Annotated in this window: 21 protein-coding genes; 17 read left to right on the forward strand and 4 right to left on the reverse strand. The window is 42.1% G+C overall.

What is annotated here, in order from left to right; translation table 11 throughout:
* The first annotated feature begins 302 nt into the window (after positions 1-302).
* The 7 genes from RB160_RS12370 to RB160_RS12400 all read left to right on the forward strand — a co-directional run bounded on the left by RB160_RS12370 (position 303) and on the right by RB160_RS12400 (position 8,513).
* Positions 303-884, forward strand: coding sequence for a hypothetical protein (locus RB160_RS12370; RefSeq protein ID WP_316570680.1), 582 nt, complete (start codon positions 303-305; stop codon positions 882-884).
* A 3-nt stretch (positions 885-887) separates the two neighbouring features.
* Positions 888-1,334, forward strand: a complete 447-nt coding sequence (locus RB160_RS12375) for a hypothetical protein (protein WP_316570681.1) — start codon at positions 888-890, stop codon at positions 1,332-1,334.
* Positions 1,324-1,677, forward strand: coding sequence for a hypothetical protein (locus tag RB160_RS12380; protein WP_316570682.1), 354 nt, complete (start codon positions 1,324-1,326; stop codon positions 1,675-1,677). Before RB160_RS12375 ends, RB160_RS12380 begins: the two co-directional genes overlap by 11 nt.
* Complete coding sequence (locus RB160_RS12385) at positions 1,670-1,957, forward strand: hypothetical protein (RefSeq protein WP_316570683.1); 288 nt, start codon at positions 1,670-1,672, stop codon at positions 1,955-1,957. Before RB160_RS12380 ends, RB160_RS12385 begins: the two co-directional genes overlap by 8 nt.
* Positions 1,958-2,761: 804 nt before the next feature.
* On the forward strand, positions 2,762-5,089 hold the full coding sequence (locus RB160_RS12390; RefSeq protein ID WP_316570684.1) for an AAA family ATPase: 2,328 nt from the start codon (positions 2,762-2,764) through the stop codon (positions 5,087-5,089).
* Between the two features lie 389 nt (positions 5,090-5,478).
* Positions 5,479-6,798, forward strand: coding sequence for a hypothetical protein (locus RB160_RS12395; RefSeq protein WP_316570685.1), 1,320 nt, complete (start codon positions 5,479-5,481; stop codon positions 6,796-6,798).
* Between the two features lie 728 nt (positions 6,799-7,526).
* The gene (locus tag RB160_RS12400) at positions 7,527-8,513 is read left to right on the forward strand and encodes a diaminopimelate dehydrogenase (protein WP_316570686.1); all 987 of its coding nucleotides are present in this window, start codon (positions 7,527-7,529) and stop codon (positions 8,511-8,513) included.
* 513 nt (positions 8,514-9,026) lie between these two features.
* On the opposite strand, the gene fdhD is transcribed toward RB160_RS12400, so the two are convergent.
* The gene (gene fdhD, locus RB160_RS12405; protein ID WP_316570687.1) at positions 9,027-9,815 is read right to left on the reverse strand and encodes a formate dehydrogenase accessory sulfurtransferase FdhD; all 789 of its coding nucleotides are present in this window, start codon (positions 9,813-9,815) and stop codon (positions 9,027-9,029) included.
* Between the two features lie 387 nt (positions 9,816-10,202).
* On the opposite strand from fdhD, the gene RB160_RS12410 reads away from it, so the two are divergent.
* From RB160_RS12410 to RB160_RS12420, 3 genes are all read left to right on the forward strand, one after another.
* Positions 10,203-11,459 (forward strand): L-lactate MFS transporter, encoded by a 1,257-nt coding sequence (locus RB160_RS12410; protein ID WP_316570688.1) that lies wholly within the window; start codon positions 10,203-10,205, stop codon positions 11,457-11,459.
* A gap of 70 nt (positions 11,460-11,529) precedes the next feature.
* Entirely contained in the window at positions 11,530-11,889 is a 360-nt protein-coding gene (locus tag RB160_RS12415; RefSeq protein WP_115452114.1) for a Na-translocating system protein MpsC family protein, read from the forward strand.
* 138 nt (positions 11,890-12,027) lie between these two features.
* Positions 12,028-14,391 (forward strand): FdhF/YdeP family oxidoreductase, encoded by a 2,364-nt coding sequence (locus tag RB160_RS12420; protein WP_316570689.1) that lies wholly within the window; start codon positions 12,028-12,030, stop codon positions 14,389-14,391.
* Positions 14,392-14,587: 196 nt separating this feature from the next.
* Here RB160_RS12420 and RB160_RS12425 read toward each other — a convergent pair whose 3' ends face one another.
* Positions 14,588-16,282, reverse strand: a complete 1,695-nt coding sequence (locus tag RB160_RS12425; RefSeq protein WP_316570690.1) for a M3 family oligoendopeptidase — start codon at positions 16,280-16,282, stop codon at positions 14,588-14,590.
* Positions 16,283-16,641: 359 nt separating this feature from the next.
* Positions 16,642-17,310 carry a Type 1 glutamine amidotransferase-like domain-containing protein gene (locus RB160_RS12430; RefSeq protein ID WP_316570691.1) on the reverse strand — a complete coding sequence of 223 codons (669 nt, stop codon included), beginning with the start codon at positions 17,308-17,310 and terminating at the stop codon, positions 16,642-16,644.
* Between the two features lie 484 nt (positions 17,311-17,794).
* On the opposite strand from RB160_RS12430, the gene RB160_RS12435 reads away from it, so the two are divergent.
* The 6 genes from RB160_RS12435 to RB160_RS12460 all read left to right on the forward strand — a co-directional run bounded on the left by RB160_RS12435 (position 17,795) and on the right by RB160_RS12460 (position 23,749).
* Entirely contained in the window at positions 17,795-18,385 is a 591-nt protein-coding gene (locus tag RB160_RS12435) for a sigma-70 family RNA polymerase sigma factor (RefSeq protein WP_316570692.1), read from the forward strand.
* Positions 18,357-19,418 (forward strand): DUF4030 domain-containing protein, encoded by a 1,062-nt coding sequence (locus RB160_RS12440; protein WP_316570693.1) that lies wholly within the window; start codon positions 18,357-18,359, stop codon positions 19,416-19,418. The genes RB160_RS12435 and RB160_RS12440 overlap by 29 nt, the downstream gene beginning before the upstream one ends.
* Positions 19,419-19,717: 299 nt before the next feature.
* Positions 19,718-20,242 (forward strand): class I SAM-dependent methyltransferase, encoded by a 525-nt coding sequence (locus RB160_RS12445; RefSeq protein WP_316570694.1) that lies wholly within the window; start codon positions 19,718-19,720, stop codon positions 20,240-20,242.
* A 130-nt stretch (positions 20,243-20,372) separates the two neighbouring features.
* On the forward strand, positions 20,373-21,038 hold the full coding sequence (locus RB160_RS12450; protein WP_316570696.1) for a hypothetical protein: 666 nt from the start codon (positions 20,373-20,375) through the stop codon (positions 21,036-21,038).
* Between the two features lie 49 nt (positions 21,039-21,087).
* On the forward strand, positions 21,088-23,130 hold the full coding sequence (locus RB160_RS12455; protein ID WP_316570698.1) for a sensor histidine kinase: 2,043 nt from the start codon (positions 21,088-21,090) through the stop codon (positions 23,128-23,130).
* A complete protein-coding gene (locus RB160_RS12460; RefSeq protein ID WP_316570699.1) occupies positions 23,099-23,749 on the forward strand; it encodes a response regulator in 651 nt (216 codons plus the stop codon). Before RB160_RS12455 ends, RB160_RS12460 begins: the two co-directional genes overlap by 32 nt.
* A gap of 224 nt (positions 23,750-23,973) precedes the next feature.
* On the opposite strand, the gene RB160_RS12465 is transcribed toward RB160_RS12460, so the two are convergent.
* Positions 23,974-24,558 carry a Crp/Fnr family transcriptional regulator gene (locus RB160_RS12465; RefSeq protein ID WP_316570880.1) on the reverse strand — a complete coding sequence of 195 codons (585 nt, stop codon included), beginning with the start codon at positions 24,556-24,558 and terminating at the stop codon, positions 23,974-23,976.
* A gap of 161 nt (positions 24,559-24,719) precedes the next feature.
* On the opposite strand from RB160_RS12465, the gene RB160_RS12470 reads away from it, so the two are divergent.
* A complete protein-coding gene (locus RB160_RS12470; protein ID WP_316570700.1) occupies positions 24,720-25,682 on the forward strand; it encodes an NAD(P)-dependent alcohol dehydrogenase in 963 nt (320 codons plus the stop codon).
* The last annotated feature ends 51 nt before the right edge of the window (positions 25,683-25,733 follow it).

Here is a 25,733-nt window from a genome sequence, read left to right on the forward strand (position 1 = left end):
TTGTAAGGTCCCTATAAAATACATTTAATGCCCAAGATGATGAAGCTACCTTGCTTTTAGCTTCTTTGGCTTCTCTTCTTCTCCCTATTCTGCATCTTCTGTGGCTTCATAAAATGTGATAACTGAATTTAGGGATGGCTTTTGTCGTAAATTGTCGACAAAAAGTCAAGTCTGTATGAAAGGATTTCAACATTAAAATGTGGAATGTTGTTACAATTAATGGTGTTATTCCGAATGGATATTATTTTATAACATTGAGTTAAATACAACAAATGAAAAAATTTAGGATTGGAGAAAGAAAATTGGAAACTTTAGAAAAACAAGTTTTAGAGGCCCTAGATGTATTAAGACAAAAAAAAGGATCATTATCTCTACTTACTGAGATATTGGAATTACATCTAAAATACAATGTTACTCGTGACTTTCATCTGAATCAACTTCATAGCCATTTGAGGGATGTCTTCAAAATCGACACTAACCCATTATTAAATTATTTGGCTGATGACAATTCATTTTTACATTCAGATGATAAATTTATCAAGGAAATAAATATTTTAAAAATGAAGTATGGCTACTTCTTGAAAAACAACATCCAAAAAATGAAAAATCCTTTTATGCTTAATTTTGCTGAGACTAATATTGAACCGGGAGGTGCTGAACATAAGCTATCCTTTCAAAGGGCTGATGGCAAAAGACTAGATGTTATGTTCACTCCTGGAACACTGCTACCCATTATATCCCTTTTATCTACTGCAGCAATAAAATCCATAAACGAAGGTGTCTACCAGCTAAATGAAGAAATAATTGATTTTTACTTAAACGAATCTGATAAATTAATATCCATCTTAACTGCCATAAAATTAGGACACATTGAAGAGGATTAAGTAATGATTTTAATTTTAGCGGCAGCAAATACAGTTCAATCTACTCCATGGTACGATTCAAAAATTGTTCATACTCTGTTCGGAGCACTTATAACTGTAATAGTGTTGGTGGTAAATCAGATTTTAACTGAGAAAAGAGAAAGAATTAAGTACAGGCAATCGGTTCTAAGCTGGTTAACACTAAACAATTCAAGCTTATTTGTACTTATTTATGAATATTCTTTAGATGAAAATAATATTAATTACGAGAAGCTGCGCTCTGAATTACAAAGGGTAGGAAGTTTTATATATGTTTTACCGGAAGACCTTAAATCTGATTTTCAAGAATTAGTAAGGATCCACCAAAGAGAACCAAAGGGGTACGATGAAGAGCGTAACAAAATTTATCCCTTGTTAGTATCAGTTGTAACCAAATTGAATAAATATGGGGTAGATGCGTTTGGCTACTGACAAATTTGACCATTTTGATAAAAAAATGGATTTCCACCAAAACTTGGGTAATTATAATGTATATAGTAGTGGTTTAGCAAAACTGGGGGAAAAGACTAAAGTATTTTCAAATATTAGTTACATGAGAAAAGAATTTAGTGACCTAAAAGCATCCGGGCGAATATCAAAAGACGACTTTAAACATGATATTCTTGAGAAATACATAAATGATGCGACCGGCTATTTGTACATAAAATCCCCAAGTATACATGATGTCTCCCTCCATTATGCATGTTGCGAAGATTTCAATACCTTGGTTAACGAAATAAAAGGTGAAGGAAAAGGAGATGGTGGAAATGTTTAAGGAACAACTTTCATTCACTCCCAAATCAATATATATAGATTTAAATTTTGAAGATGTAAAGGAAGAACTCAAAAATAAATATTCAAACCTTCAAGATTTAGGAGGTTTGGTTATTACACAAAGTAATGATTATGTCATTACAATCAATAAAATTGGAAAAGTTGTAATCCTATACAACCACCTGCCTGATATTGAGTTGTATGAGTTAGTAAGACAAATTGAGCAGAGTTTTCGGACTACCGTGGATACTTTTTCTTTAGAAAAATCCATAATTAATTAATTGCGAAAGCCCTTTCCCTTTTTGGAGGGCTTTCGCATTTTGTCCTATCTGAAATAGTATTTCAGTCTTGGTTGGTTATATTTGGGCTTTTTTGTTAAAGGAGATTTTTCCTTTTTATGGTCATGCCTTTTGTATTCCTTTTTACCACTGTGTGTCCACAAAGCATATAGAACCATGCATTAGGGGTTTTTCATTAATTAAAGAAAAGTCAGTAAAAACAGGCTCTTCATGGATGTTTTTGCTCCTGATAGTTCTCGAAGGGATTAAGACATTATGCGACCGGTAGGTGAGTTTCAATCTCTTGTTTTTGTCCTCCTCCTCTTTAAAAACCATTAGAGTCCATTTCATGAACAAACCATAAAAGCCATATGATAAAAGAGAATTTTAATCGAATTTTTTCCTGTTTTAAGCCAAAATGAATGGGCGGCATGATGTAATAAGGGTGAACACGGCTACATCAATCCATTAAGTTTTTTCTACAATCAGCAGTCCAGACATGTCGAGTGCGTTTCAAGGTTAAGTTTAAAAGGTAAATAAACTGATTGGTGCATGACAACAGTGTTAGAAAGGATTGCTACACTAGTTGCCATGCATTTTTTGTGTTTGTGGAACATTCTTTGAAAGAAGAAAACTCGGGGAGTGCCAGGCCCACTTTTTTTTCTGTGGTAAGTTTGAGGAAATACAAATAAAGGATACCGTCCCGGCTCTTAAAATCGAGTTCATGTTCCTTTTAACCCCAGCCTTTCGTAACCCCGTGTCTGATATGGTACGATAGTAAAAAACAGTAAACAGAAGTGAGGAACTATGCAGGAGCAAACAAAATGGAAAAATGAACTGGACCAAAAAGGGTACATCGATGACGAGGTAGAAATCCTCGCTTATATAATGGAGCATGAGCAAACACTAAGCGCAAAGGAAATTGGCCGGCTGCTCGTGATGGCTGCGAAGTCGCGCTTCCAAAAAGACAAAAGGGAACGGCTTGGAATGGTCTGGATGAAGCATGCTGCTGAGCTTGACCCAGCTAATCCTGAAGCACAGGAATTTTTGAACAAATCTACCTGGCGGACGGCAGCACCATTTTTGGACTCATTGGATTTTCCACTTATCAGGGAAACGGATAATCGGACGACAAAGAAGAAAATCGCTGAGGAATATATAATGATCTGCCGTAATTTCCTTGAACAGGCTGATGATCAGCTTGATCAACTGGACAACTGGCATCATGGCGTAGTGGACCCAATACAGGCAAAGCTTTATAACTTGATGCTGGATGCAATCAAATCAACTAGCCAACTTTTAAAAGCTGCTGAGGAATACGACCAATCGATTACAGGGGTTTTTCACACAGCGGCATATATGGAAGAACTGTCCGCTAGACTTGAGCAGGTAGAGGCAATAAAAAAAGAATGGGCCAGCCTATTCGCTGAAACGTCAGAGCAAGAAAATGAAGCTAAAGTAAATGCGATTGATGAATTAAATCAGATGATAGGCCTTGAAACTGTCAAAGGCCGCGTCAAGGATTATTATCAGTACCTTAAGTTTCAAAAAAAGCGTAAGGACATGGGCTTCCAGATGAAAGATGAGCTTAGCCTGAATTTTGTCCTAACCGGGAACCCGGGTACGGGAAAAACAACCTTGTCCAGGCTTTTGGCAAGAATTTTCCATGAGCTTGGCATTTTGCCAAGGGAAGAGGTCATTGAAACAAATAGATCACAGCTGGTAGGATCATATGTTGGCCAAACGGAGGAAAATGTTCGTGCAATTGTCAGTAAGGCTGTTGGAGGAGTGTTGTTCATTGATGAAGCCTATAGCCTTAAACGGGAGGGCCAAACCGGCAATGATTATGGACAAGCCGCAATTGATACACTCGTTACATTGATGACCGGTGAGGAATTTGGTGGAAAGTTCGCAGTTATCCTGGCCGGATATCCTGAAGAAATGAGGATTTTCCTTGATGCGAATCCGGGCCTTCGAAGCCGATTCCCCCAATCAAACCATATTTTTCTTCGCGATTATACAAATAAGGAACTTGTTACAATTGGTGAGAAAATTGCTGAGGACAATGACTATCTTTTAACAAGATCCGCAAAGAACGCATTAGAGGAACGGCTTGAACGTGAAAGAGTAGACGAAACATTCGGGAACGCAAGAACTGTTCATAACCTCGTTCTAGAGGCGATTTTTCGAAAAGGAGCAGCGAAAGATGACAATGTGTTAGACATTCTTCGTTTCTCTATTCTAGACGGAAACGACTTCAAGCTGCCAGTCCAGGAAAACCGCAACCGGCCTCTTGAAAAACTGGACCGCCTGATTGGGTTGGATTCCTTAAAGGGTGAAATGAAAACCCTGGCAGCCTTCGTCAAGCTCCAGCAAATGAGGAGGGACAGCGGCCTGCCCACGGTCCCCGTACAGCTGCATTCAGTGTTTACCGGAAACCCTGGTACAGGAAAGACAACGGTAGCAAAAATATATGCGGAAATTTTAAAAGAAAACGGCTTTCTAAAGCGCGGCCATTTGGTGATTGCCAGCAGAGCGGACCTTGTCGCCAGCTATGTCGGCCAGACAGCTGAGAAAACGAGAAAGAAAGTCCGCGATGCACTCGGAGGGGTCCTGTTCATTGATGAAGCCTATTCATTGCTTAGCACATCTGGAGGGGACTTCGGCAAGGAGGCTATTGAAACACTAGTCGATGAAATGACTAGGCATAATGAAAATCTCGTTATTGTCCTTGCAGGATACCCGAAACAAATGGAAGCACTGCTTGAATTTAACCCTGGGTTAAGGTCCCGCTTTAAAAAATTCTTCCATTTTCCTGATTACAATCCAGAGGAACTCCTTCAAATAATGATTAACTATGCAGAAACTTATCAGTACAGGCTTTCACCGGACTCTGGGAACTATATCCTTGAATCTCTTCAGGATAAGCAGGTTTCAGGAAATGGCAGGTTTGCGGCGAATCTAATTGAAGAGGCAATCCAGGCCCAGTCATTGAGGCTCTCCATGATGGAGGATATTACTCTGGCCGATGACGATACGCTATCAAAACTTGAACTGGCTGATATAAAGAAGGCTCTGCAGAAAATACGAAATGGAGAAAAAGAAAGCAAAGGCAAATCAGAATTTGGAGTCTGATATGTGGTAACGCTTGTGATTATGTTAATAAAAAAATTGAATTGGATAAATAACAAAGAAGGCAACTAACCATTATGGCAGTTGCCTTCTTTGATGAAATTTTCCTGTTCATTTGCCAAACATATAGTAAAGAAGAAATAATTACACCGGAACTAAAAGCCGATGGAACCGTCCCTTTGGTCTCATTTTGATCGTCCGTCCCTAAAGTACCTTTAACATCTTATTGGGTTAACTTGGCTTCAACGACTAGGGGAATAGAGTCTTGAATTAAAATAATTTTATCACCCAATAGCGTATCGAATTTTACAAAAAAGCCCTAATTTTGACACTAAACCCATAACTCCCCTTTAGAAAAACAATTACACTAAACGTAGAAGGGGAGGAAAGAGATGAGCAGAAAACTGTTCGTAATTGTAGCACTGTTCCTTTTGTTGTCAGGATGCAGTCAAGGGAAAGTCGTTGAGGAAGCAGAAGATGGCATTAGCAAGGCTGAGAAGTTGAATGAAAAGCTGAAGGTCGAATTGGACTATAACAAACGTGTCGAAACCTTGAGTGAAAAAGCCTACTCCGTACCTGACGAGATACTGTTCAGCGAGGTACAAACCGCTTATGAAAAAGGCGGGAAATTAATTAAAGAAGTAAAAGATAAGGATAAGGTTGCCGAGTTCCAGAAACGCCTTGATAAAGTTAATATTGTCCTAACGGAAGCGGAAACCATCCTCTTGGCTGTGAAAGAAGGATACAAGCTGAACCAATCAGCTGACGAGTTCCGTTCCTTCCTAACTGCCAATCCACTATCAATGGATTTGGAAAGTAAGTTCGTAGAGTTCAAATCACTGACGGAGAAAAAAGCAACGGTCATGTCATCCCTGCCTACTGGCTGGAAAGAAGGCTTTGGTAAGAATGTTATTAAAGATGACGTTACTCTTATTGGAGGTGTAGAAAATTCCCTCACGTTAAACGAGGAAATCTCTACTCTTGCTAACCTTATCGGCAAGAAAGCAACTTCCAAAGAAATCGATGTGAAAATTAAGGAGATCGAACAGATTTTATCCGCAATTTCGATAAAAGAAGTCAACACAGCCCTAACAAATAACCTGAATGCTGTGAAAAAACCTTATCTTGATCGTTTAGCCGAAGAAAAACGTGTTGCTGAAGCAAAGGCTAAATCCGAAGCAAAAGCAAAAGCAGAAGCGGAAGTGGAAGCAAAACTAGTGGCTAGCAACTCTACTGGCACAGGTTCTAAATCGGCGACTGGTACTGGTAGCAAACCTTCCAGTGGAAGCAAAACCCCGTCAACACCAGCATCGAAGCCTACTTCGGGTTCAACAACTAGCGGTGGCTCAGGCGGTTCATCAGGCGGAATAACACCGTCTAATCCTTGGGGAAACAACGCTCTGTACCAAAAGGTAGCCCCTGTTTGTTCTAAATATGGATATAATGTCGAAATGCCCGCACCTACAGTAGCAGCTTGTTCCAATGGTGGTCGTTTCCCTGTTGATATCGCTATGGCAGGAACGGTTTCAAGTGAAGTAAGCGGCGAATACAAGGTTGTTGTGGATGTTGCCATCGCTCTAGGGGTTCCTCTTAGCAGGAATGAACTTATGGCTATGGCGGAGGATGCCTTATCAAAACCCCGAAATGGGTCCAACAAAAATGGAGTAAGAGTCTACGGTGATAAAGGACACCATCTAAGTATAACTTGGTAGGTTCTTCATCCCCCCTCACTCTTTTGGTAACGGGTTCGGTTTTCGAGTTCAAAAACTTAATTCGCACACAAGTTAGCAGTCCAATTCACAACTGAATTAGACTGCCTTTTTTTGTTTTTTTCCTTATTTCTCAATCATTACTCCTCTCCACTATCCTTTTCCTGGTTTCTCTACTCTCCTATGTCGAAGACGTTAACTTCCAAAAAAATATGAAGAAATACGGAAAAATAAACGGTCATTCTTGAAACGAGTAAGGTATAAAGTGGGGGTTCAATTGAAAATCTGGTTCTTCACCGTAAGTGCTGGTTTAGGATTAAATGCCTCAATTATATGTTGATTGGAGCGGAAGGCGCGCAGACTCCTGCGGGAAAAGCTGGCCAGGGGAGACCCCGCAGGCGTGGGTTTGGCCGAGGAGGCTCCCGGACTGCCCGCGGAAAGCGAAGCGCCTGTAGTGTAAATCAACATATTTGCGAAAACCACTTTTTGTGGTGAAGAACCGAAAATCTTTATTTAATTCGAACGGAAGAATGCTGGTTTGAGGTGGATGTTTTGAGAAGAGTTGATTTATGTTATACAAAAATAAATAACTATTTTTCCAATAATTTAGTGAATTTACTAGGACGATACGATTGAAAAGTATATTAAAATAGAATAAGATTCTACTTATTAGATGTTAGAAAGTGAACCTATAATAACAAATAAAGAAAAGATAGAAATGGAGAAAGAGTATGAGCAATCAAATTAAAGTAGGAATTGTAGGCTATGGTAATCTTGGCAGAGGAACGATTGAAGCAATCAAGCTGTGTTCAGATATGGAGCTTGTGGCTATTTTTACAAGAAGAGCACCTGAAACCCTTTCAGTAAATGAACCAAATGTAGAGGTTTTGCCTATTTCGAGTGCAGAGGAATATAAGGACAAAATCGATGTGATGATCTTATGTGGTGGTTCAGCAACGGATCTTCCAGACCAAGGTCCATATTTTGCTAGAATGTTTAACACAATCGATAGCTATGATACACATGCAAAGATTCCTGAATATTTTAGTGTAGTTAATGAAGCGGCTAAGGAAAGCGGAAAGACTAGCATTATTTCTGTTGGCTGGGATCCAGGTTTATTTTCACTGAATCGTTTAATGGCTGAAGCCATTTTGCCAAATGGTGAAACGTACACGTTCTGGGGGAAAGGACTGAGCCAAGGGCATTCTGACGCTATTCGCAGAGTTGAGGGTGTAGCAGGTGGTGTTCAGTATACAGTACCGATTGATGAAGCGATCATGAAGGTCAAAAGTGGAGTTAATCCTCATTTATCTACAGGTGAAAAACACCGACGTGTCTGTTATGTCGTAGCACTAGAAGGATATGACAAGGCAAAAATTGAACACGATATTAAAACAATGCCGAACTACTTTGCTGACTATGAGACAGAAGTAAACTTTATTACAGCAGAAGAATTAAAAGAAAATCACTCAAAATTACCACATGGCGGTTTTGTGATTCGAAGCGGAAAAACAGGAAACGACAATAATCAAATTATCGAATACTTCCTTAACTTAGATAGTAACCCTGAATTTACAGCTAGTGTACTAGTGGCATATGCTAGAGCCGCTTATCGATTAAATAAAGAAGGACAAACTGGTGCAAAAACTGTTTTTGATGTTGCACCCGGTTATCTGTCTCCAAGGTCCGCGGAGGATTTGAGAAGAGACCTCTTGTAATAGAGGTTCCTGTCCCCCCAGACGTTAATGATTTGGTTTAATGCCTCGGGGGTCCAGCTCCATAGATATAGATTGATAATTTTAATGAAAAAAATCACCAAAATGCCCCGAGGGTTGTCACATACACTCGGGGCATTTTTAAGAAGTTGATTTAATGTTAAATGTAACTCTAATAAGTTTTGAATAGATAAAATTGTAGATCTATCGAAAAAAATACTATATTAGAATACAAAAAGACGGAAAGAAAATTAATTGACGAGAACTATATTGGTTGAAATAAATACTTTACAAATTTAGTTTGGAATGTAAGTTGATTGGAGCGGAGGGCACCGACTCCTGCGGGATGCAGCGGCAAGGTGGAGACCCCACAGGCGCTAGCGCCGAGGAGGCTCCACTGACGCCCCGCGGAAAGCGTGTGCCTGGAGCGGAAATCAACCGCAAGGTTACTGTAAGTTTAAATTTTTGATTCAACCTATATAGTTGCTATAAAAAAGATGATCCACCAAGATTAAATTAATCTACTATTCTTTCCGGACAGGAATAGACATTGAATGACTCGCCACGAATGAAGCCAACAGCTGTAATGTTTAAATCCTGGGCAAGCTTGATTGCCAAATCAGTCGGCGCTGATTTGGATAATACGATTCCTACCCCAATTTTCGCTGCTTTCAATAACACTTCAGAAGAGATTCTTCCGCTGAATACAATAATTTTATCCCTTACAGAAATATTGTTTAAAATACTATATCCGAATAATTTATCCAGTGCGTTATGCCTGCCAATATCGGTACGAACAGCAATGATCTCATCCGGTGTGCACAGTGCGGCATTATGGACTCCTCCGGTTTCTTGAAACACCTCTGAGCTGTTTTGCATTTCATTCATGAGATAAATACTTTGGGATGCACTTATTTTTGTTTTTGACATGGACGTTCTAGCTGTCCGGGCGTCATTGTGGAAATAGAACTGGCGGCTTTTCCCGCAGCAAGAGCCAATGAACCGCTTAGAATAATACTGCTGATTCGTAGTTGAATTCACCTTCAATTCAACATAGGCATATCCACGATCTTCATCAATGTTGAGCGATAGTATGTCACTGTAAGTGCGTATCACCCCTTCCGATGCAAGAAAACCGATAACCATTTCTTCAAAATGGGTAGGAGTAACGACCATTGTGGCAAACTCGACTTCATTGACGAACACTGTCAAAGGGAATTCGTTTACGATCACATCTTCAACATTTAGAAAACGTCCATCGGCATATTTGGTTATTTGATATTTTTGGCTCATACTTTCCAGCATTATCATCACCCCAATCTATGACAAATTTTTGAATTATTAAAATCTAATCACATTCTATTCATTTTCACAAGAAAAATAATTACTATGCACATAGTGATAAATCAATAGCATAAGAGTTGCGCTTGACTTTGTGAAATGGTAATATTTTTGTAAAGTTCACAAAAATGTCACATTTTGATTCGGAATAGCGACCCTGTTCTCGGTTAAGGTGTGAACATTTGAAAGCGATTACTGTTAGTCTGAAAGTAGCGAACCTGCTGGAACCTAACCGTCAGTCTTTTTCTGCATGCGACCTCTCGCATGCATGACAGATTGGCGGTTTTTTTGCTGCAATTTGCCCTAAAGACAAACAGTCCATACAGAAAAAAATCAACGAGGAGGTAAGAAATGAAAACGAAAAACCGATGGCTCATTGCTGCATCGGCTGTGGGAATTCATATTTCCATTGGCTCTGTCTATGCTTGGAGCAACTTTACAAATCCCTTAATGGAGCAATTTGGCTGGAATTCAAAGCAAGTCCAATTCACCTTCAGCCTAGCGATCTTGTTCCTTGGCTTGTCTGCTGCTTTCCTTGGCCACTTTGTCGAGAAGCATGGACCGAGAAAGGCTGGGCTTCTTGCAGCCGCGTTCTTCGGCGCAGGCATTATAGGTTCAGGAATCGCAGTAAATCTTGGTTCCCTGCCGTTACTGTACATAACCTATGGAGTACTGGGAGGCATTGGCCTGGGAGTCGGTTATATCGCTCCGGTTTCGACTCTTGTAAAATGGTTTCCTGACAGGCGCGGCCTTGCAACAGGACTTGCGATCATGGGATTTGGTTTCGCGGCTGCAATCAGTAGTCCAATCATGGATTCATTGATTAAATCTGTTGGCACTGCTAATACCTTTTTTATCTTGGGAGTTGCTTATCTTGCAATTATGACATTATCTTCTCTTTATTTGGAAAAGCCTCCAGTGAATTGGCTTCCTGAAGGATTCAAGGAAAAGGTCGAGTCCGGAAAAGCCAAAGTTAAGCAGGATCTATCTCAGTTAACGGCTAATGAAGCTGTCAAAACGAAGCGTTTTTATTATCTATGGATGATGCTATTCATTAACGTAACGTGCGGAATTGCAATCCTGTCTGCTGCAAAGCCACTGTCGCAAGAAAGTATTGGATTGACAACCGCCGGAGCAGCTGCGCTTGTCGGAGTAATGGGGCTATTCAACGGTTTCGGCCGCCTTGGCTGGGCATCCATTTCTGATTATATCGGCCGTCCTAATACGTATACCATTTTCTTTGCAACTCAAATTGTTTTGTTTGCGTTGTTGCCACATACAACAAATGCATTGTTGTTCCAAATCATGCTGGCGATTGTCTACACGATGTACGGTGGCGGTTTCGCTTCCATTCCTGCCTACATAGGAGATTTGTTTGGAACGAAACAGCTTGGTGCGATTCATGGTTATATTCTTACAGCATGGGCGGCGGCAGGGTTGGCTGGCCCGATGTTTGCAGCATGGATGTTTGATAAAACGCAAAGCTATGCAGCGAGCCTTACCTATTTCGCAGGGCTGTTTGTCGTTGCACTTGTCGTATCAATCGTGATCCGCTTTGACATACGCAAGTTGCGTAAACAAATCGAGCAAAAGAAGCTTGCATCTTGATTTCTTTTTTAATCGAGCTCCGTATGGTAAAATACCAATCATTATGAGCCTCTGGGAGTAGGGGGAAATTATGAATAAATACGAAGCTGAGTTTAGTAATCTGGTCCGTTCCTTTCGGAAGAAGCATATGGGAAAAGGACCAAGCAGAATTACCACGACATTTTGCAAAAATTGGGCAATTTGTGAAATGGAGGGGAATCTTTCGCCGGTAGAGAAATTCATCGCTTCTGCAAACGAGGGTAAACAGGCATTGCGGGCAGCCAGGACCGAAATGGTAAAGGAAATGTACCGAAAAAACCCTCCTGTGGAAATGGAAGAATTTCTTGGCTGTAAGTTTGTTGAGGTTTTCGTCGATATTGATATCGACCGTGACTTTGGAATGTCAGTTTTTGTTTTTGATCAAGACATAGAAAAAAAGTTTTGTAATTAACTTGAAGGTATGGCACTTGGCAGCGTTCCTGCTAAAGACTAACCACCGTTTACCCGGAATTCTTTGTAATTCCAGTGTTTGCGGTGGTTTTTTCTTTACAGAAAGCTTTTATTTATGATTTAAATAGGAGTGTTTTAAATGGGAAAAACGAAGCATCCAGGACCTCAGAAAAAAGCGGCTATGCCAGCTCCGGAACATTGGGTCAGTCCAATTCCTTTCGGGCTTGGCAAGGTAAAGCCGAAACATATACGTGATACTGTTAAAACACTATGGGAGAACCGCGACAATTTCGGGTATGCCACCAATATCCTGACAAAGGGTGTGTGTGACGGCTGTGCACTCGGAGTGTCGGGGCTTCAGGATCAGACATTGACAGGCCCTCACATTTGCACGACTAGATTGAACGTTCTCCGCTTGAATACAGTCGGAGCAATTAAACCTGAAATCCTTCATGCCGATATTGATGAACTAAGGAAATACAGCAGTTCGGAGCTCCGCAAGCTCGGCAGGATTCCTTATCCGATGATTCGGAGGAAAGGTGAGCGTAGGTTCTCACGGATAACCTGGGACGATGCGATGAATATGATTGCTGGGAAGATGAAGAAGCTGGATCCGAAACAATTTGCGTTTTACATGACCGCGCGCGGAATTACGAATGAAACCTATTATGTCGCGGGGAAGGTATCTCGTTTCCTCGGCACGAACAATATCGACAATGCCAGCCGGATTTGCCATTCCCCTTCAAAGACGGCAATGAAGCGTTCTATTGGTGTCGGAGCTTCGACCGCCAACTACCTTGACTGGATTGGTACGGATGTACTTCTGTTCTGGGGAAGCGTTGCGTCCAACAGTTCGCCAGTTTCCTCAAAATACATGCTCGAAGCAAAGAAAAAAGGCACAAAAATAATCGTCGTTAATCCATATCGGGAACCGGCCATGGATAAATACTGGATCCCTTCGAACATAGAATCTGCTTTGTTCGGAACAAAGCTTGCCGATGATTTTTACCAAGTGAATATCGGGGGCGACATCGCCTTTATGCATGGAATTATGAAGCATTGGTTTGAAATGGAGGAAATCAGGCAAGGTTCGGCAATTAACCACGAATTCGTCAAAGAGCACGTAAATGGCTACTCCGAGTTAGTGGCACATGTCCAGCAACAATCATGGGAAGAAATTGAAAAGTCTTCGGGAGTTACAAAGGAGCGGATCGTTGAATTGGCCGTGTTGCTTGCGAATAGCAAAAACGCTGTTTATGCATGGGCTATGGGTTTAACGATGCATTCCTTTGCCACGGATAATATCTCCCAGGTAGTCAACCTTGCTTTATTGCGTGGGCATCTAGGTAGAAAACATACGGGTTTAATGCCTTTCCGGGGCCATTCTTCTGTACAAGGCTCGGGAGAAATGGGTGCAGACCCCTTTGTGTTGCCAGGGGGAGATTTCTATGGTGAAAATATAGAACGGATTGAAAAACTGTGGGGATTCAAGCTGCCTGAATGGCAAGGAGATATAGTTGGTGTCACCCTGGAAAATATAGTTCTCCCAGAAAATCATGAGCGGAAAATTAAACTTTACTATATGTCAGGCGGCAATTTCCTGGAGACGATGCCGGATCCCGAGTTTGTGGAAAAAGCACTGTCCGAACTTGAAGTTCGTGTCCACCAAGATATCATCCTCAACACGTCTACCCTGCTCGATGCCAAGGAGGCTGTCATAGTCCTTCCGGCGAAGACACGTTACGAGCAGGAAGGCGGAGGTACATCCACTTCAACTGAACGTATGGTTTATTTCAGCCCGGAAATTCCGGGAAACAAGAATCAGATCGAGGAAGCGCGTGAAGAATGGAAAATTTACCTCGATCTTGCTAAGCGAGTGAAACCGGAAACTGCAGATGCAGTCGATTTCAAAAACGCCCAGGAAATCCGCAACGAAATTGCGTTAGCCAACCCTAACTATGACGGTATCCAGCACTTAAAAAATGCAGGCGATGTATTTCAGTGGGGCGGCGCCTGGTTGTGCGAGGATGGTATTTGCCCTACCCCGGATGGACGAGGAAATCTCATTCCTGTTGATATCCCTGACATCGGTAGTAAAAAGGAAGGCCAATTCGTTGTTACATCCCGACGTGGCAAGCAGTTCAACTCCATGGTTTATAATGAAGTGGATCCATTGACGGGCGCTGGCCGCTATGATGTATTAATGAACGCTGAAGATGCCCGGGAACTGAGCATAGCTGAAGGTGAAGGAGTCGTTCTTTACAATGGATTCGGTGTTTTCCAGGGAAGGGCAAAGTTTGTTGAGATCTCGCGCGGCAATGTTCAAGTTCACTTCCCGGAAGGCAACTTCCTCTTGCCACGCGGCCGTTATGAAAAATATGCCGGCATACCGGATTACAATATCATTGTCACCCTTGAAAAGGCAGACCGCTTTAACGCGAGGAAAGACGTTCAATATGTAGAAAAACGCATTGAAGAAGACGAAATAGACGCGCCAGCATAAACAGTTTAAAAAATAGCGGTTCCCTAAAATTCACCTTTGGTAACAAAGTGGAGCTGGGGCGAGAAACACACGGCCCAAATCCCCATCTTTTTACTAAAATACAAAAGGTACAACTAGAAAACCGCCTAGTGGTACCTTTTTGTGTTGAAAACTTCGGATTGTCTTCTACTAAGCTCGGTCTCCGTGCTCCACTTTGTTAAATATCCTGAATCGTATTTTCCAGGAATTCACCCATACGCTTAACAGCCGGCTCTGAAAAATCAAATCTGACTCCAGTTTCTTCAAAAACGGATGCAATGGATAGATTGTAGTCCGCACTTGCCCCTTTTTTATAGGATTCGACAGCTTGATCTGGATTTTTCTGATAGTTTTCAAGTAATTGAAGAGCCCCCAGCATAGCGATGGCGTATTCAATAGTATAAAAAGGATAATGGAAATAGTGAATGGTGTCTGCCCAGCTCATCCCAATTTCCTCCTCAAACCCAGAAGTATCCACAGGGTTTAAGCCATAACGTTTTGAGATTTCAAAGTACTTCTCATCACGCTCTTTGGCAGTGTGCGCAGGATTCGTATACATCCAATGCTGGAATATATCTCCGGTTAATGGTTTTAATAACATTGAAAATGCCCATCTTAGCTCTTCACGCTGTGCGCTCTTAAATTCCTCTTTTTCTGGGTAAAAATGATCTAACTTATCCAATAAGAGTAATTCCATCCCAAAAGAATACAGTTCAGCAACTTCCGCTCGTAGTTGATATTCTTCAAAAGGCCCGTGTTCTGAAAACCCTAGATACCCATTCACCGCATGGCCCATTTCATGAATCAATCCGCTTAGTGAATCAAAGGATGGACTGAAATTCGCGAAGACAAAGGTATCACCGGAAACAGGTAAGAATGTACAGAAAGCACCTGGCCCTTTTCCTTTCCGATCTCCAAGATCTAGTAACCCATGCTTCCTCATGTATTCGAAACGCTCTCCAAAATAGGGGTCGGCCTTCCCTAACATTTCGGAAACGCCATCCAAAAGAGTCGATACTTCGGAGTATGGTGGGTTTTTCAATAATTTAGCGGTATTATCCCAAGGGCGATACGTATCAACATCAAGTTTGGTCTTAAAGACATCTGCTAACCTATTCCAAGCTGGGACAATATGCTTTTCTACATTATCATGAAAGTCATAACAATCTTGAACAGTATACTCGCGATTTTTGACCACAAACATATAATCACGATAATTTTCAAATCCTGCATTCAAGGCAATTTGATGGCGCAGTTGAACAAGTTCATCCATAATGGCATCTATATCGGGCTTAATCCCTCGATGGGCTGACATCATGGCGTGATAAGCCTTTTCTCGTACCCCTCTGTCAAGCAGATCGAGCTTGGATTGGATGGTCGGATAAGGCTTTTCCTCTCCTTCCCATTCAACTGTTAATCCTCCCATAATTTCACTATACTTCGTACAGAGCTCTTGTTCTTTTACCATTAAGGAAATGTTTTCTTCTCTGAACAATTTTACTTTGGATTCGCGAAAGCGTCGCATTAAGCCGTAACGGTTTTCATCTAATTGAAAAAAGTAAGGAGATTCACAGCATTTCTCATTCATTTTTGCTTCATATTTCATTAAGATTGGCTGGATGACTTGCTGATCATGAAGATAAGTTGACTTGATATCCGCATCTTCTGTGTTTCGGTAAAAATCAACTTGGTGGCCTGTCATCGCCTCCGTGATTTTCATTATTAAATCCTTTTCATCTTTTAACCACTTTTCCAGGTCAGAAATGGATTCAATCGGAACCTCAAGCAAACTTCGAAATTGAGCTTCGACCCCTTCTGCATCTTGTAAATTAATTAATTCTTTATAATATTTATGTCCTATATCTTGTGTCATGGATAACTCTCCTTCCCCCTTGAATTATTTTGATTATCCCAATATTCATATTGTAAATTTCTTAAATTAAAACTAGCTTTTTCAAAAATATCAACATCGGATGTTTTCATGGAAGATGATAGAATCTGTTTTTCAACGAGATAAAGTTTTAGAAAACGAGTGTAGACACACCTACACCCTATGAGTTGACCCTAATATTAACGAAGTCAAAGTTGTTGTGAAAAAAACTTTTAAAAAGGCAACCACCCCGGTTGTAAGTGGGGCGTTGCCATATTGCGTTTCTTGTAATGGATTTACAAAGCTGTGATTATAAACAGTTCCTCCGAGACCGCACCCAAGAAGCTAGCTGCATAGTAAGATTATGGCGTAAACAGTTTCCATTTCCCTTCGGATACAACTTCGACCTCTCCATAGATTACTTTCATGGCAGTTTGATCATCAATTGCGTACGCCGGCCCCTGCATCCCGGTGGCCCATTTCTCTGCATTAGCCATCGTGTTATACGGCAGCATCTCGTGATCCAGATGCGGGAACATTGCAAAATCGACCAGACCAAGCGTTTCATCACCACCATTGGGTGGAGTCCAGCCCACGAAAAATTCCCCGATGCTAGGTGCCATCACCATGCTCCCAGCACTCATTCCCACATAAACTGCGTTCAGCGACGGCAAGAGGTCTGCCAGCCCGGATTGCCGCATCCAGTGGCATAGGTAAAGGGCGTCACCTCCCGATACCAGCAGGACGTCTGTCTCCCGGACCAGCGGCACCCAGCGGGCTTCATCGATGCTTGGCAGCGCTGTGAGCTCTAGCACGCCGACGGACTTCCAACCCAGATTTACCATGGGACTCTGTTCTTTCCCGCTGATGAACTCCCAGGTTTTAACGCCTGGGCCGACCCAAGGATGTCCGTACATCGCGGTGGGGATGCACAGTGCGCTAGACTCGGCGATCGGTTTGCCCAGCATGTCAACCAGTGCGTCGTGTATGCTTTTGTTAGTGACACCTCCGGATGTAAGCAGTAGTTTCATAACTCAACTCCTCGTCTTTGTATAAGTTTGACGTTCTCAGACTTCCCAATGCGGTTGCGGGTGTCTATTGGGACAGCTTATGCTGGTATAGCTAAACTGACCCATATTGTTGTCGATCAAATTAGAACCTTTATCTTTATGGCTATGTAGTTACATGCTGTAGTTAAATGTTAAAATCAGGGTGTAGGAGAGTCAAGATAGAAGTCTAAATATTTTGTAATTTTTATAGGGGAAAATAAGACTATTACGTTATCCTTCCTGCTCTTGATATTCGGAACTACATTGTTATGGGTTTTTAAAATAGCAAATATGCATGTTAGGCAATTTTGAAAGAAGGCAACTACCCCTTAAGGCGCTGCCTTTTTTGTGTTTTTAACCAATCGGATTTTTGCGGGAAATCAAATGTTTTAAAAGTGATGAAATAAAAATGAAACCAATGAAACGCTTCCGATGTCTAAAAGGTGAAGAGAAAGGAGGTTCCATATTGGAAAGCAAAGAAGTGCATTCAATTTACCGAAACAACATTGATTGCCTGGATACAGCAAAACTGTTCAAGCAGTTAATGGGTCTCTATACCGAGAAGGTCTACCTACTTGCTTATTCTTTTGTTAAGGATAGAGGGCTGGCCGAGGATATTTCGCAGGAAGTTTTCCTGAAAGTTTATAAGTATTTGGATCGGTATAGGGGAGAGGCGGAGCTTGGTACATGGATATACCGAATCACTGTTAATACGTCCAAAGACTTTTTAAAGAAGAAAAGCTTGAAGCAGCTGTTATTACAGAACAGCTTTTTTGAAGGTTTGAAAAGAACAGAGAGCACGAAAACCTCGTTCTTTAAGGCTGACCAAAATGAACAACTCTTACAAACTGTTTTAACGTTGCCGGTGAAGTATCGTGAAGTAATCGTCCTCTTTTATTTTTATGATGTAACAATCCATGAGCTTGCCGAGACGCTTGATTTGAATACAAATACTGTGAAAACTAGGCTTTCCAGAGGCCGGGATACGCTGAAACGGAAATTAAAAGCTAAGGGAGGGGTTGAATTTTATGGAGAAAGAGTTGAAAAAGGTCTATGAGCATTACCGGAAACATTACATCAATGACCAAATAACAACAAGGATTCAAAATAAAGTTCATCAAGAAATGGAAAATAATAATATGAGCCAGTTTAAGAAGCAGCGCCCCGGTTTTGTAAAAAAAGTATTCTATACCGCTGCTTTTTGTGTAGTGGTAATGGGTTTATTTATTGGTTCCGCATTCTTTTCACCAGCGATGGCGGAAGTAGCTTCTAAAATTCCGTTTTTAAGCAAAATTTTTGAGCAAAAACCGATTAGTGAATTGGTGCGGGAAAGCCTGATGGATAAAGGCTATAAAGTCAGCGGGGTAGGATATAGTGTCCAAGGGAAGATTTTTCATGTAACGGTAGAAGGGCCAGAGGACTATTATAACCAAGTAAATAAAGAAATTAAAGAAATCACCGAAGAAGTCATTGCTTCGAAGGGATATGATGATTTTAAGGTTGAAGTAGGCCAGGAGCGGAGAATTGAACATAAGGATGATCCCCGTAATCGGGATGTTGAGCTCGTGTTGGATATAGTAAATGAGATTGTCCCGAAATTACAGCAACAAGGCTATAAAATCCATACCTATGGTTCTGGCTATACGGGTCCGGATGCAAAAATGATTAGTGTCCATCTTGATATTGAGGATACGGAAAAACGATCTGATGACATCGAGCAAGCGATCCTTGAAGGCATTCAAAAACTGGATATTAAAAAAGAAGTAAAGGTCAAATTCTATAAATTCAATGTTCTAAAAAGAGAAATCGAGACTAAGTGGGCCAGTAAGGTACTGCCAGTTATTGGGGAAGGCCTGCTGGGCAAAAAAGAGTACAAAACAAAAGGCTTCGGTTACTCCTATAAGAAGGGCATTATGAACATTTATATTACGACCAAAATAGATAAGTCCGACAGCGAAGCGCCTGAACTAGCCAACAAAATTGAAACTGAGATTCACCAATTCCTTCAATCGGATGACCTTAAGGATATCGTTGCCGACACCCCTTATAAAATTGTCGTAAGGGATAAAGAAGGAAAAGATATAAATTAAAGCAAGGCGGTTAACTGATTTACAAAGCAAAATGGCGCTATCCCCTCAGCATGGATAGCGCTTATTTTAATTTTACGGTAGATTGTTTTAAAAAATGTTTATAATTATGAAGGAAAGTCCTTAGGCCAACAGGTTAGCCGAAGAAGGAATTTCCACATTTTGCTTGAATATATCTGTGTAAAGACTAAGATGAAAGGCTATTTAAGCTATTGGTTTCAAACATACTGGCTGGAGATTTTTCTAATTTGAGGGTTCAGGCAAGGCTTTGATTCAAAAAGAAATGTTATTAGGAGGAAGGTATGGGCATTCCAGTTGCGGACAGACTGCGATGGGCAGTGGAACAGCTGGCGGTTGGCCCATCCGATCGGCTTCTTGAAATCGGTTGTGGGAACGGAGCAGCGGTTTCTTTGATTTGCAGCAGCTTGGAGGATGGAACCATTTTGGCCATTGATCAATCGGAAAAGAGGATACTTTCTGCGATGAAAAGGAACACTTCGTATATTTCGGAGGGGAAGGCGAGTTTTCTTGCCTCAGCGTTTGGCGAGGCCGATTTGGGCCAATATATTTTCGATAAAATCTTTGCGGTGAATGTAAATTTGTTCTGGATGGAAGCTGCGCGTGAGCTCGAAATCATAAAAGAGCGATTGTTGCCGGGCGGTACAGTATATTTGTTCAATCAACCGCCCAATTCGAACAAGGTTCGGGATATTACGGAAAGAACCACCTGCAATTTACAGAATGCCGGTTTTGCGGTCAGATCAGTCATAATAGGGGATCAGAAACCGGTGCCTGTCCTATGTGTAATTGGGAATCACAATGGTTAGAACAAAGGTTTGAAATGTCCCTCTCCCAGGACCAAATATAGGACTGTTTATAGTTGTTGCTCCCTTGTGGCGGTACTGTCCTTTTCACTAAACTTATAGTGAAAAACAGTAAAACAAAGGAGTGGTTATTGTGAAGGAGAACATTCAACGGAATTTCGCAAGTACGATAGGAGGAATCTTTTTCATTCTGTCCGCGGTGGTTCAGATCGTGGCTTTATTCGGTCCCCCTTTAGCTGGAGATATTAAATTCCTGGACTGGGTTCTTGAAAGGCCGGGTTATACACTGTTTTTTACATTCGTTGTGTTGGCATTTACACTTTTTAATGTACCGGCACTGATAGGTGCAACCCACCGGGTGATCGGGCGCGGAAAGTGGCTTGCATACATCGGATCCACTTTGGCATTGATTGGAAACTTTTTCTTCATTATACTGGTAACAGAAGCTCTCTCTTACCGGGGGATGGCGACCCTTGATCGCGAACCAATGGTTGAGCTTATGCAATGGACCTTCGATGCACCAATCTACTTTGTACCACATCTCCTCTACCTTTTGATGTTCTATCTTGGAATGATCATCCTCACAATTGGGCTCTACAAAGCAAGACTGGCTTCCTTTTGGCTAGTTGCCGCAGCTATATTCCAAATCGTGGCCGGCATTCTCGAGTTGGGTGCAGCCCAGGAATACGTACAGGCAATCGTCATTCTGGCTGTCTTTGGCGGAATTGGCCACACATTGATAAAGAATCCTCAAAAAGAGAATGTTTCAGCAGAAAGTACAATAAATAATGCGCAATAAATCCCTAGGAACCGCCTTAATCGAATCCTTTTAGTATGGGGGTGCTGCCGTGCAAGTGAACTTGCTTAAAGTATGTAGAATACTTGCTGTCCCTATAATCGCTGCTGCGGCAGCACTCTATATCCTGAATTTCCCTATTGTCTATTCGGAACTTCAACAAATTTGTGATACATGTTCAATGACGATTAGAATGAAAGAGGATTTGTCCTCACTGGGATGGACCTCAAACGGGTATGGACTGTATCTGCTTATGCTGTCTATGTTTTTTTCCATAGGCAGTGTTTTTCTTGGGGGATTGATATTCTTAAAACGCCCCAATGATCCGATGGCCCTTCTTGTGGCCGTCACTCTTGCTGTTTTCGGCCTGGTGTTGACAATCACAGATAGTTTTTATGAAGCTTACCCGGCATTTACCATTCTTGGCAGATTAACAAGTTTTTTTGCAACAGCTCTTTTTGGTGCTATGATTTGTTATTTTCCCGATTTCAAAACTACGCCAAAATGGAGTTACTTTCTTGTCATCCCTTTATTTCTTCTTGAGCTGCTGCGTAATTTTCTTCCTTTTCCTATAGAGGATTTGTTCTGGCAGGATTGGCTGTATCATGTTGAATGGGTATTGCTACTCGCCATGGGAGGCACACAAATCTATAGGTATCGGAAGCTTACCACCCCCCTTCAAAGAGAACAAATTAAACTTCCAGTTATCGCTTTCTTGCTTGCCGTCGTATTAATTATCATATCTGTGCAATTTCCCACCAGCCTCTTATGGGGCAATCTCGTTGGTGAGACTTTGTACTTTGCTGCGCTATCTTTAATTCCTCTTTCATTCTTTTTAGCAATTATTCGTTATCGACTTTGGTTCATTAAGCCACTTATAAACAGGACAATTCTCTATGTGTCGCTTTCAATGGTTTTACTTGGGATTTATGGAGGAGTGGTTTTTGTTCTTAGTTCTGCCCTCCATGTTAGGGGGTCTTCTTTTATATCGCTGATTGGGGCTGTCGCCGTTGCAGTTTTGGTCCAGCCTTTGCATCACAGGCTGCACTGGTTTATTAATAAGCTTATGTATGGAGACCGCCATGACCCCTATGCTGCACTTGTTAAGCTCGGCAACCGTCTGGAGGAGACTTCATCACCTGAGCTTGTTTTGAATGCAATTGTTCATTCGGTGAGGGATGCACTCAGGCTGCCATACGTATCGTTGGTTTGGCCAAATGGGCAAATTGCCGCGGAATCCGGGGTACCCCTGCTTCAATTAAAGGTTGTTGAGGTGGTATACAAGGGGGAACGGGTTGCCGACCTGGTCTATGAGCCTTCCGAAAGAGAGGATGATTTGCCAAAGGAGGACCGTAATATATTGAAGCAACTCGCTCGCCAGGGAGGGGCGGCAATTCATGCAATCCGTCTAACCCAGGAATTGCAGCAATTCAGGCAAACTCTTGTCACGACGCGTGAAGATGAGAGGCGCAGGCTCAGGAGGGATCTCCATGATGGGCTGGGGCCTGAGATTGCTGCCTTTTCCTTTAAAATTGCGACAGCAAGGCATCTTTTAAGGAAAGACCCCAATGAGGCGGACTTGATTTTAAAAGCCTTGCAGGGTGACATTCGAAACGCAGTCGATTTAGTTCGGAGTCTGGTCCATAATTTAAGGCCGCCGGTACTTGATGAGTATGGACTCGGTGGTGCAATAGCAGAAATTGTAAGGGCATATGAAAACAGGGATCTCGTTATAAAATGTGATATCCCTTTTCCCCTTCAAGATTTGGATGCCGCAGTTGAAGTAGCAGCATACAGGCTTATTCAGGAAGGTTTTGCAAATGTTGCCCGGCATTCACATGCTTCCGAAGTTCATCTCCTATTATCTTTACAGAATGAACGACTGATTGTGACTATTGAAGATAATGGGATAGGAATGCCGTCAATAAGGCGACCGGGGGTTGGGCTCACATCTATGAGGGAGCGGGTCGAAGAACTTGGAGGGGCTTTTTCAATTGCAGGGGGAGCGGAAGGCGGAACAGTCATTCGGGCAGAATTGCCAAATCGGAACGGGGGAGAGGAAAATGCGGCAATTGCGGGTATTGCTGGCCGATGATCATCCAACATTCAGGGGAGGGCTTTTGTCTCTGCTAAAAACAGATCCTGATATAATCGTAGTTGGCGAGGTAGGTTCTGGAGATGAAGTCATTCAAATGGCGGATGAGTTGAAACCTGACTTGATCATCATGGATATCAAAATGCCAAACTGCAACGGAGTCGAAGCTACCAGGCGAATATTGGAGAATAACCCTCAGGTTCGGATTCTAATGATGACAATGTTTGAGGATGACCAAACCGTAGCAGCCGCAATGCGGGCAGGTGCAAAAGGCTATATTTTGAAAGGGGCTCTCCCGGACGAAATTATGCGGGCAATCAGGGTGGCAGCGGATGGCGGAGCCATTTTCAGCCCGGATATTGCTATTCGTTTTATAGACTATTTTGACCAAATTCGGCCTGGAGTCCAGGAGGGAGGACTTTCGAATCTAACACCCCGGGAACTGGAAATTCTCAGTTTGATTGCAAATGGCAGCCGGAATGGAGAAATAGCCGAGAAATTATATTTAAGCCCAAGTACCGTACGCAATCATATTACGAATATCTTAAGCAAACTCCAGGTGGCGAACCGGGCAGAGGCAATCCGCAAGGCGAAAGATGCAGGTTTGGGTGATCATTAATTAAAAAGGATAGCTCCAACTGTACAGTAATTATTGATTGATAAATAATCGGGAACACCTAAACCCTATTTCAAAAATCATAACTCAAGGCATACGCAGGTTCCCCAATTTCCAGGCTCGTCTCTTGACTTAAGTCAATGCATGTAAATATCCCCCTAGTTATAATGTAATCATTACATATACTTAGGGGGTTTTTTTATGGTTATTTGAAGATAGGTTATCGATCAGCGAAGGTCTTGGTGGATTCTTTTCTTAATTCTGCTTAGTGACTCAGGAGTAATGCCGAGATAACTGGCCAATTGATGTTGGGGTACCCGATCGATGAGAGATGGACGTTTCATTTGCAGCGTCTTGAAGCGTTCTTCAGGCGAAGAAGCGATAAAAGTGGCGAATTCCTCTTGGACCTGACTAAAGTTCTCCTCTATCATCCTGCGAGTCATCCTCTCCAATTGAGGGTGTTTGTCGTACATGTCTTTTTCCATATCTAGGTCGCCAACGACCATTACGGAGTCTTCAATGCATGTGTAAGTGTAATCGGACGACTTGTCTGGTTTGTGATGATTGAAAATGGCGATGGCTTGCTCTTCGGTGTAGAAATTGGATGTGACCTCTCTCCCCTCCTCATCGATAGAATACTGCCTTACGCAACCTTTCAAGATGAAATAACATTTTGTAGGGGCATCTCCTTGTTTAAAAAGAACGGTTCCCTTTTTAAATTCTTCTACACGAATCTCGTCCACTATGGCTTGCTGATCTTCCTTGTTAAGGGAAGTCCATCTTGACATATACTTGTATAAAATATCTTTCATTACCACGTTCCTTCATCTCCTTCCCTTCCGTTCTGCTCATATTCATTATCTAACGTTAGGGAGACTTTTGTATAGGACCGTTGCAGTGGATAAAAAAAATTTAAGTTACTTGTGATGATATTTTCTATATAGAACGCACTAAAGAATAGGAGGGGAAACCCATGAGAGCCATGGTCCAAATGTCGTATGGCCCACCGGAAGTGATTGTCGCGCAAGAAATCGCCAAACCTTCGCCTGGAAACAAGGAAATACTCATACGTATCCACGCTGCCACAGTAGGGCCGTCGGACTGCGCTTTTCGCAAGGGCGATCCGCTTATGATTAAATTGATATACGGACTGTCCAGACCGAAATTTGCAATTGGAGGATGCGAATTAGCCGGGGAGATCGAAGCGGTCGGCAAAGAAGTAAAACATTTTAAAGCGGGGGATCGTGTTTTGGGGATGAGCGTCAAAAACTTCGGTGCTTATGCCGAATATAAGTGTCTTTCCGAAGAGAGCCCACTTGCAGTTATACCGGACAACATCGCCTTTGAAGAAGCAGTAGGCGTCTGTGACGGGGGTGCCACCGCATTGACGTTTCTAAGAGATAAGGCAAAGTTGCGGAAGGGACAGAAAGTGCTGATAAATGGAGCCTCGGGGGCTGTCGGCATCTACGCTGTGCAATTAGCCAAATACTATGGCGCTGAAGTAACCGGTGTTTGCTCTGCCGGCAACGAAGGTCTGGTAAGAAAAGCAGGGGCAGATTTTATTATTGATTATACCCAGGAGGATTTCACGAAGGCGGACAAAGCCTATGATGTCGTATTTGATGCTGTAGGCAAACGATCCTTCTCGGCATGCAAGGGTGTACTTACGACCAAGGGAATTTATTTAACTACCGTACCCAAGCTCTCTATCATTACACAGATGATGTGGACTTCCCTGTTTAAAGGCAAACGGGCTATTTTTGCAACAGCCGGCCTAATGCAAAACAAAGCGAATTTGGCGTTTCTTATGGAACTCGTAAAAAATGGAACGCTGAATGCCATGATCGATCGGCGATATCCTCTGGAACTCCTGCCGGATGCCCACAAATATGTTGAGACCGAGCGTAAAAAAGGTAACGTGATTATTAATTTCTAAAGTCAGGCGTGACCGTTTCGCTCAGTAACTGTTACTTATGATACGGTTCCC

Origin of the sequence: Neobacillus sp. YIM B06451, from assembly GCF_032667185.1 — a bacterium.
Classification (GTDB): domain Bacteria; phylum Bacillota; class Bacilli; order Bacillales; family Cytobacillaceae; genus Bacillus_D.

What these genes read in the sequence shown, in the direction of transcription:
- RB160_RS12375 (WP_316570681.1), top strand. Translation starts at nt 888, where the DNA reads ATGATTTTAATTTTAGCGGCAGCAAATACAGTTCAATCTACTCCATGG.
- RB160_RS12385 (WP_316570683.1), top strand. Translation starts at nt 1,670, where the DNA reads ATGTTTAAGGAACAACTTTCATTCACTCCCAAATCAATATATATAGAT.
- RB160_RS12390 (WP_316570684.1), top strand. Translation starts at nt 2,762, where the DNA reads ATGCAGGAGCAAACAAAATGGAAAAATGAACTGGACCAAAAAGGGTAC.
- RB160_RS12395 (WP_316570685.1), top strand. Translation starts at nt 5,479, where the DNA reads ATGAGCAGAAAACTGTTCGTAATTGTAGCACTGTTCCTTTTGTTGTCA.
- RB160_RS12400 (WP_316570686.1), top strand. Translation starts at nt 7,527, where the DNA reads ATGAGCAATCAAATTAAAGTAGGAATTGTAGGCTATGGTAATCTTGGC.
- fdhD (WP_316570687.1), bottom strand. Translation starts at nt 9,815, where the DNA reads ATGCTGGAAAGTATGAGCCAAAAATATCAAATAACCAAATATGCCGAT.
- RB160_RS12410 (WP_316570688.1), top strand. Translation starts at nt 10,203, where the DNA reads ATGAAAACGAAAAACCGATGGCTCATTGCTGCATCGGCTGTGGGAATT.
- RB160_RS12415 (WP_115452114.1), top strand. Translation starts at nt 11,530, where the DNA reads ATGAATAAATACGAAGCTGAGTTTAGTAATCTGGTCCGTTCCTTTCGG.
- RB160_RS12420 (WP_316570689.1), top strand. Translation starts at nt 12,028, where the DNA reads ATGGGAAAAACGAAGCATCCAGGACCTCAGAAAAAAGCGGCTATGCCA.
- RB160_RS12425 (WP_316570690.1), bottom strand. Translation starts at nt 16,282, where the DNA reads ATGACACAAGATATAGGACATAAATATTATAAAGAATTAATTAATTTA.
- RB160_RS12430 (WP_316570691.1), bottom strand. Translation starts at nt 17,310, where the DNA reads ATGAAACTACTGCTTACATCCGGAGGTGTCACTAACAAAAGCATACAC.
- RB160_RS12440 (WP_316570693.1), top strand. Translation starts at nt 18,357, where the DNA reads ATGGAGAAAGAGTTGAAAAAGGTCTATGAGCATTACCGGAAACATTAC.
- RB160_RS12445 (WP_316570694.1), top strand. Translation starts at nt 19,718, where the DNA reads ATGGGCATTCCAGTTGCGGACAGACTGCGATGGGCAGTGGAACAGCTG.
- RB160_RS12460 (WP_316570699.1), top strand. Translation starts at nt 23,099, where the DNA reads ATGCGGCAATTGCGGGTATTGCTGGCCGATGATCATCCAACATTCAGG.
- RB160_RS12465 (WP_316570880.1), bottom strand. Translation starts at nt 24,558, where the DNA reads ATGAAAGATATTTTATACAAGTATATGTCAAGATGGACTTCCCTTAAC.
- RB160_RS12470 (WP_316570700.1), top strand. Translation starts at nt 24,720, where the DNA reads ATGAGAGCCATGGTCCAAATGTCGTATGGCCCACCGGAAGTGATTGTC.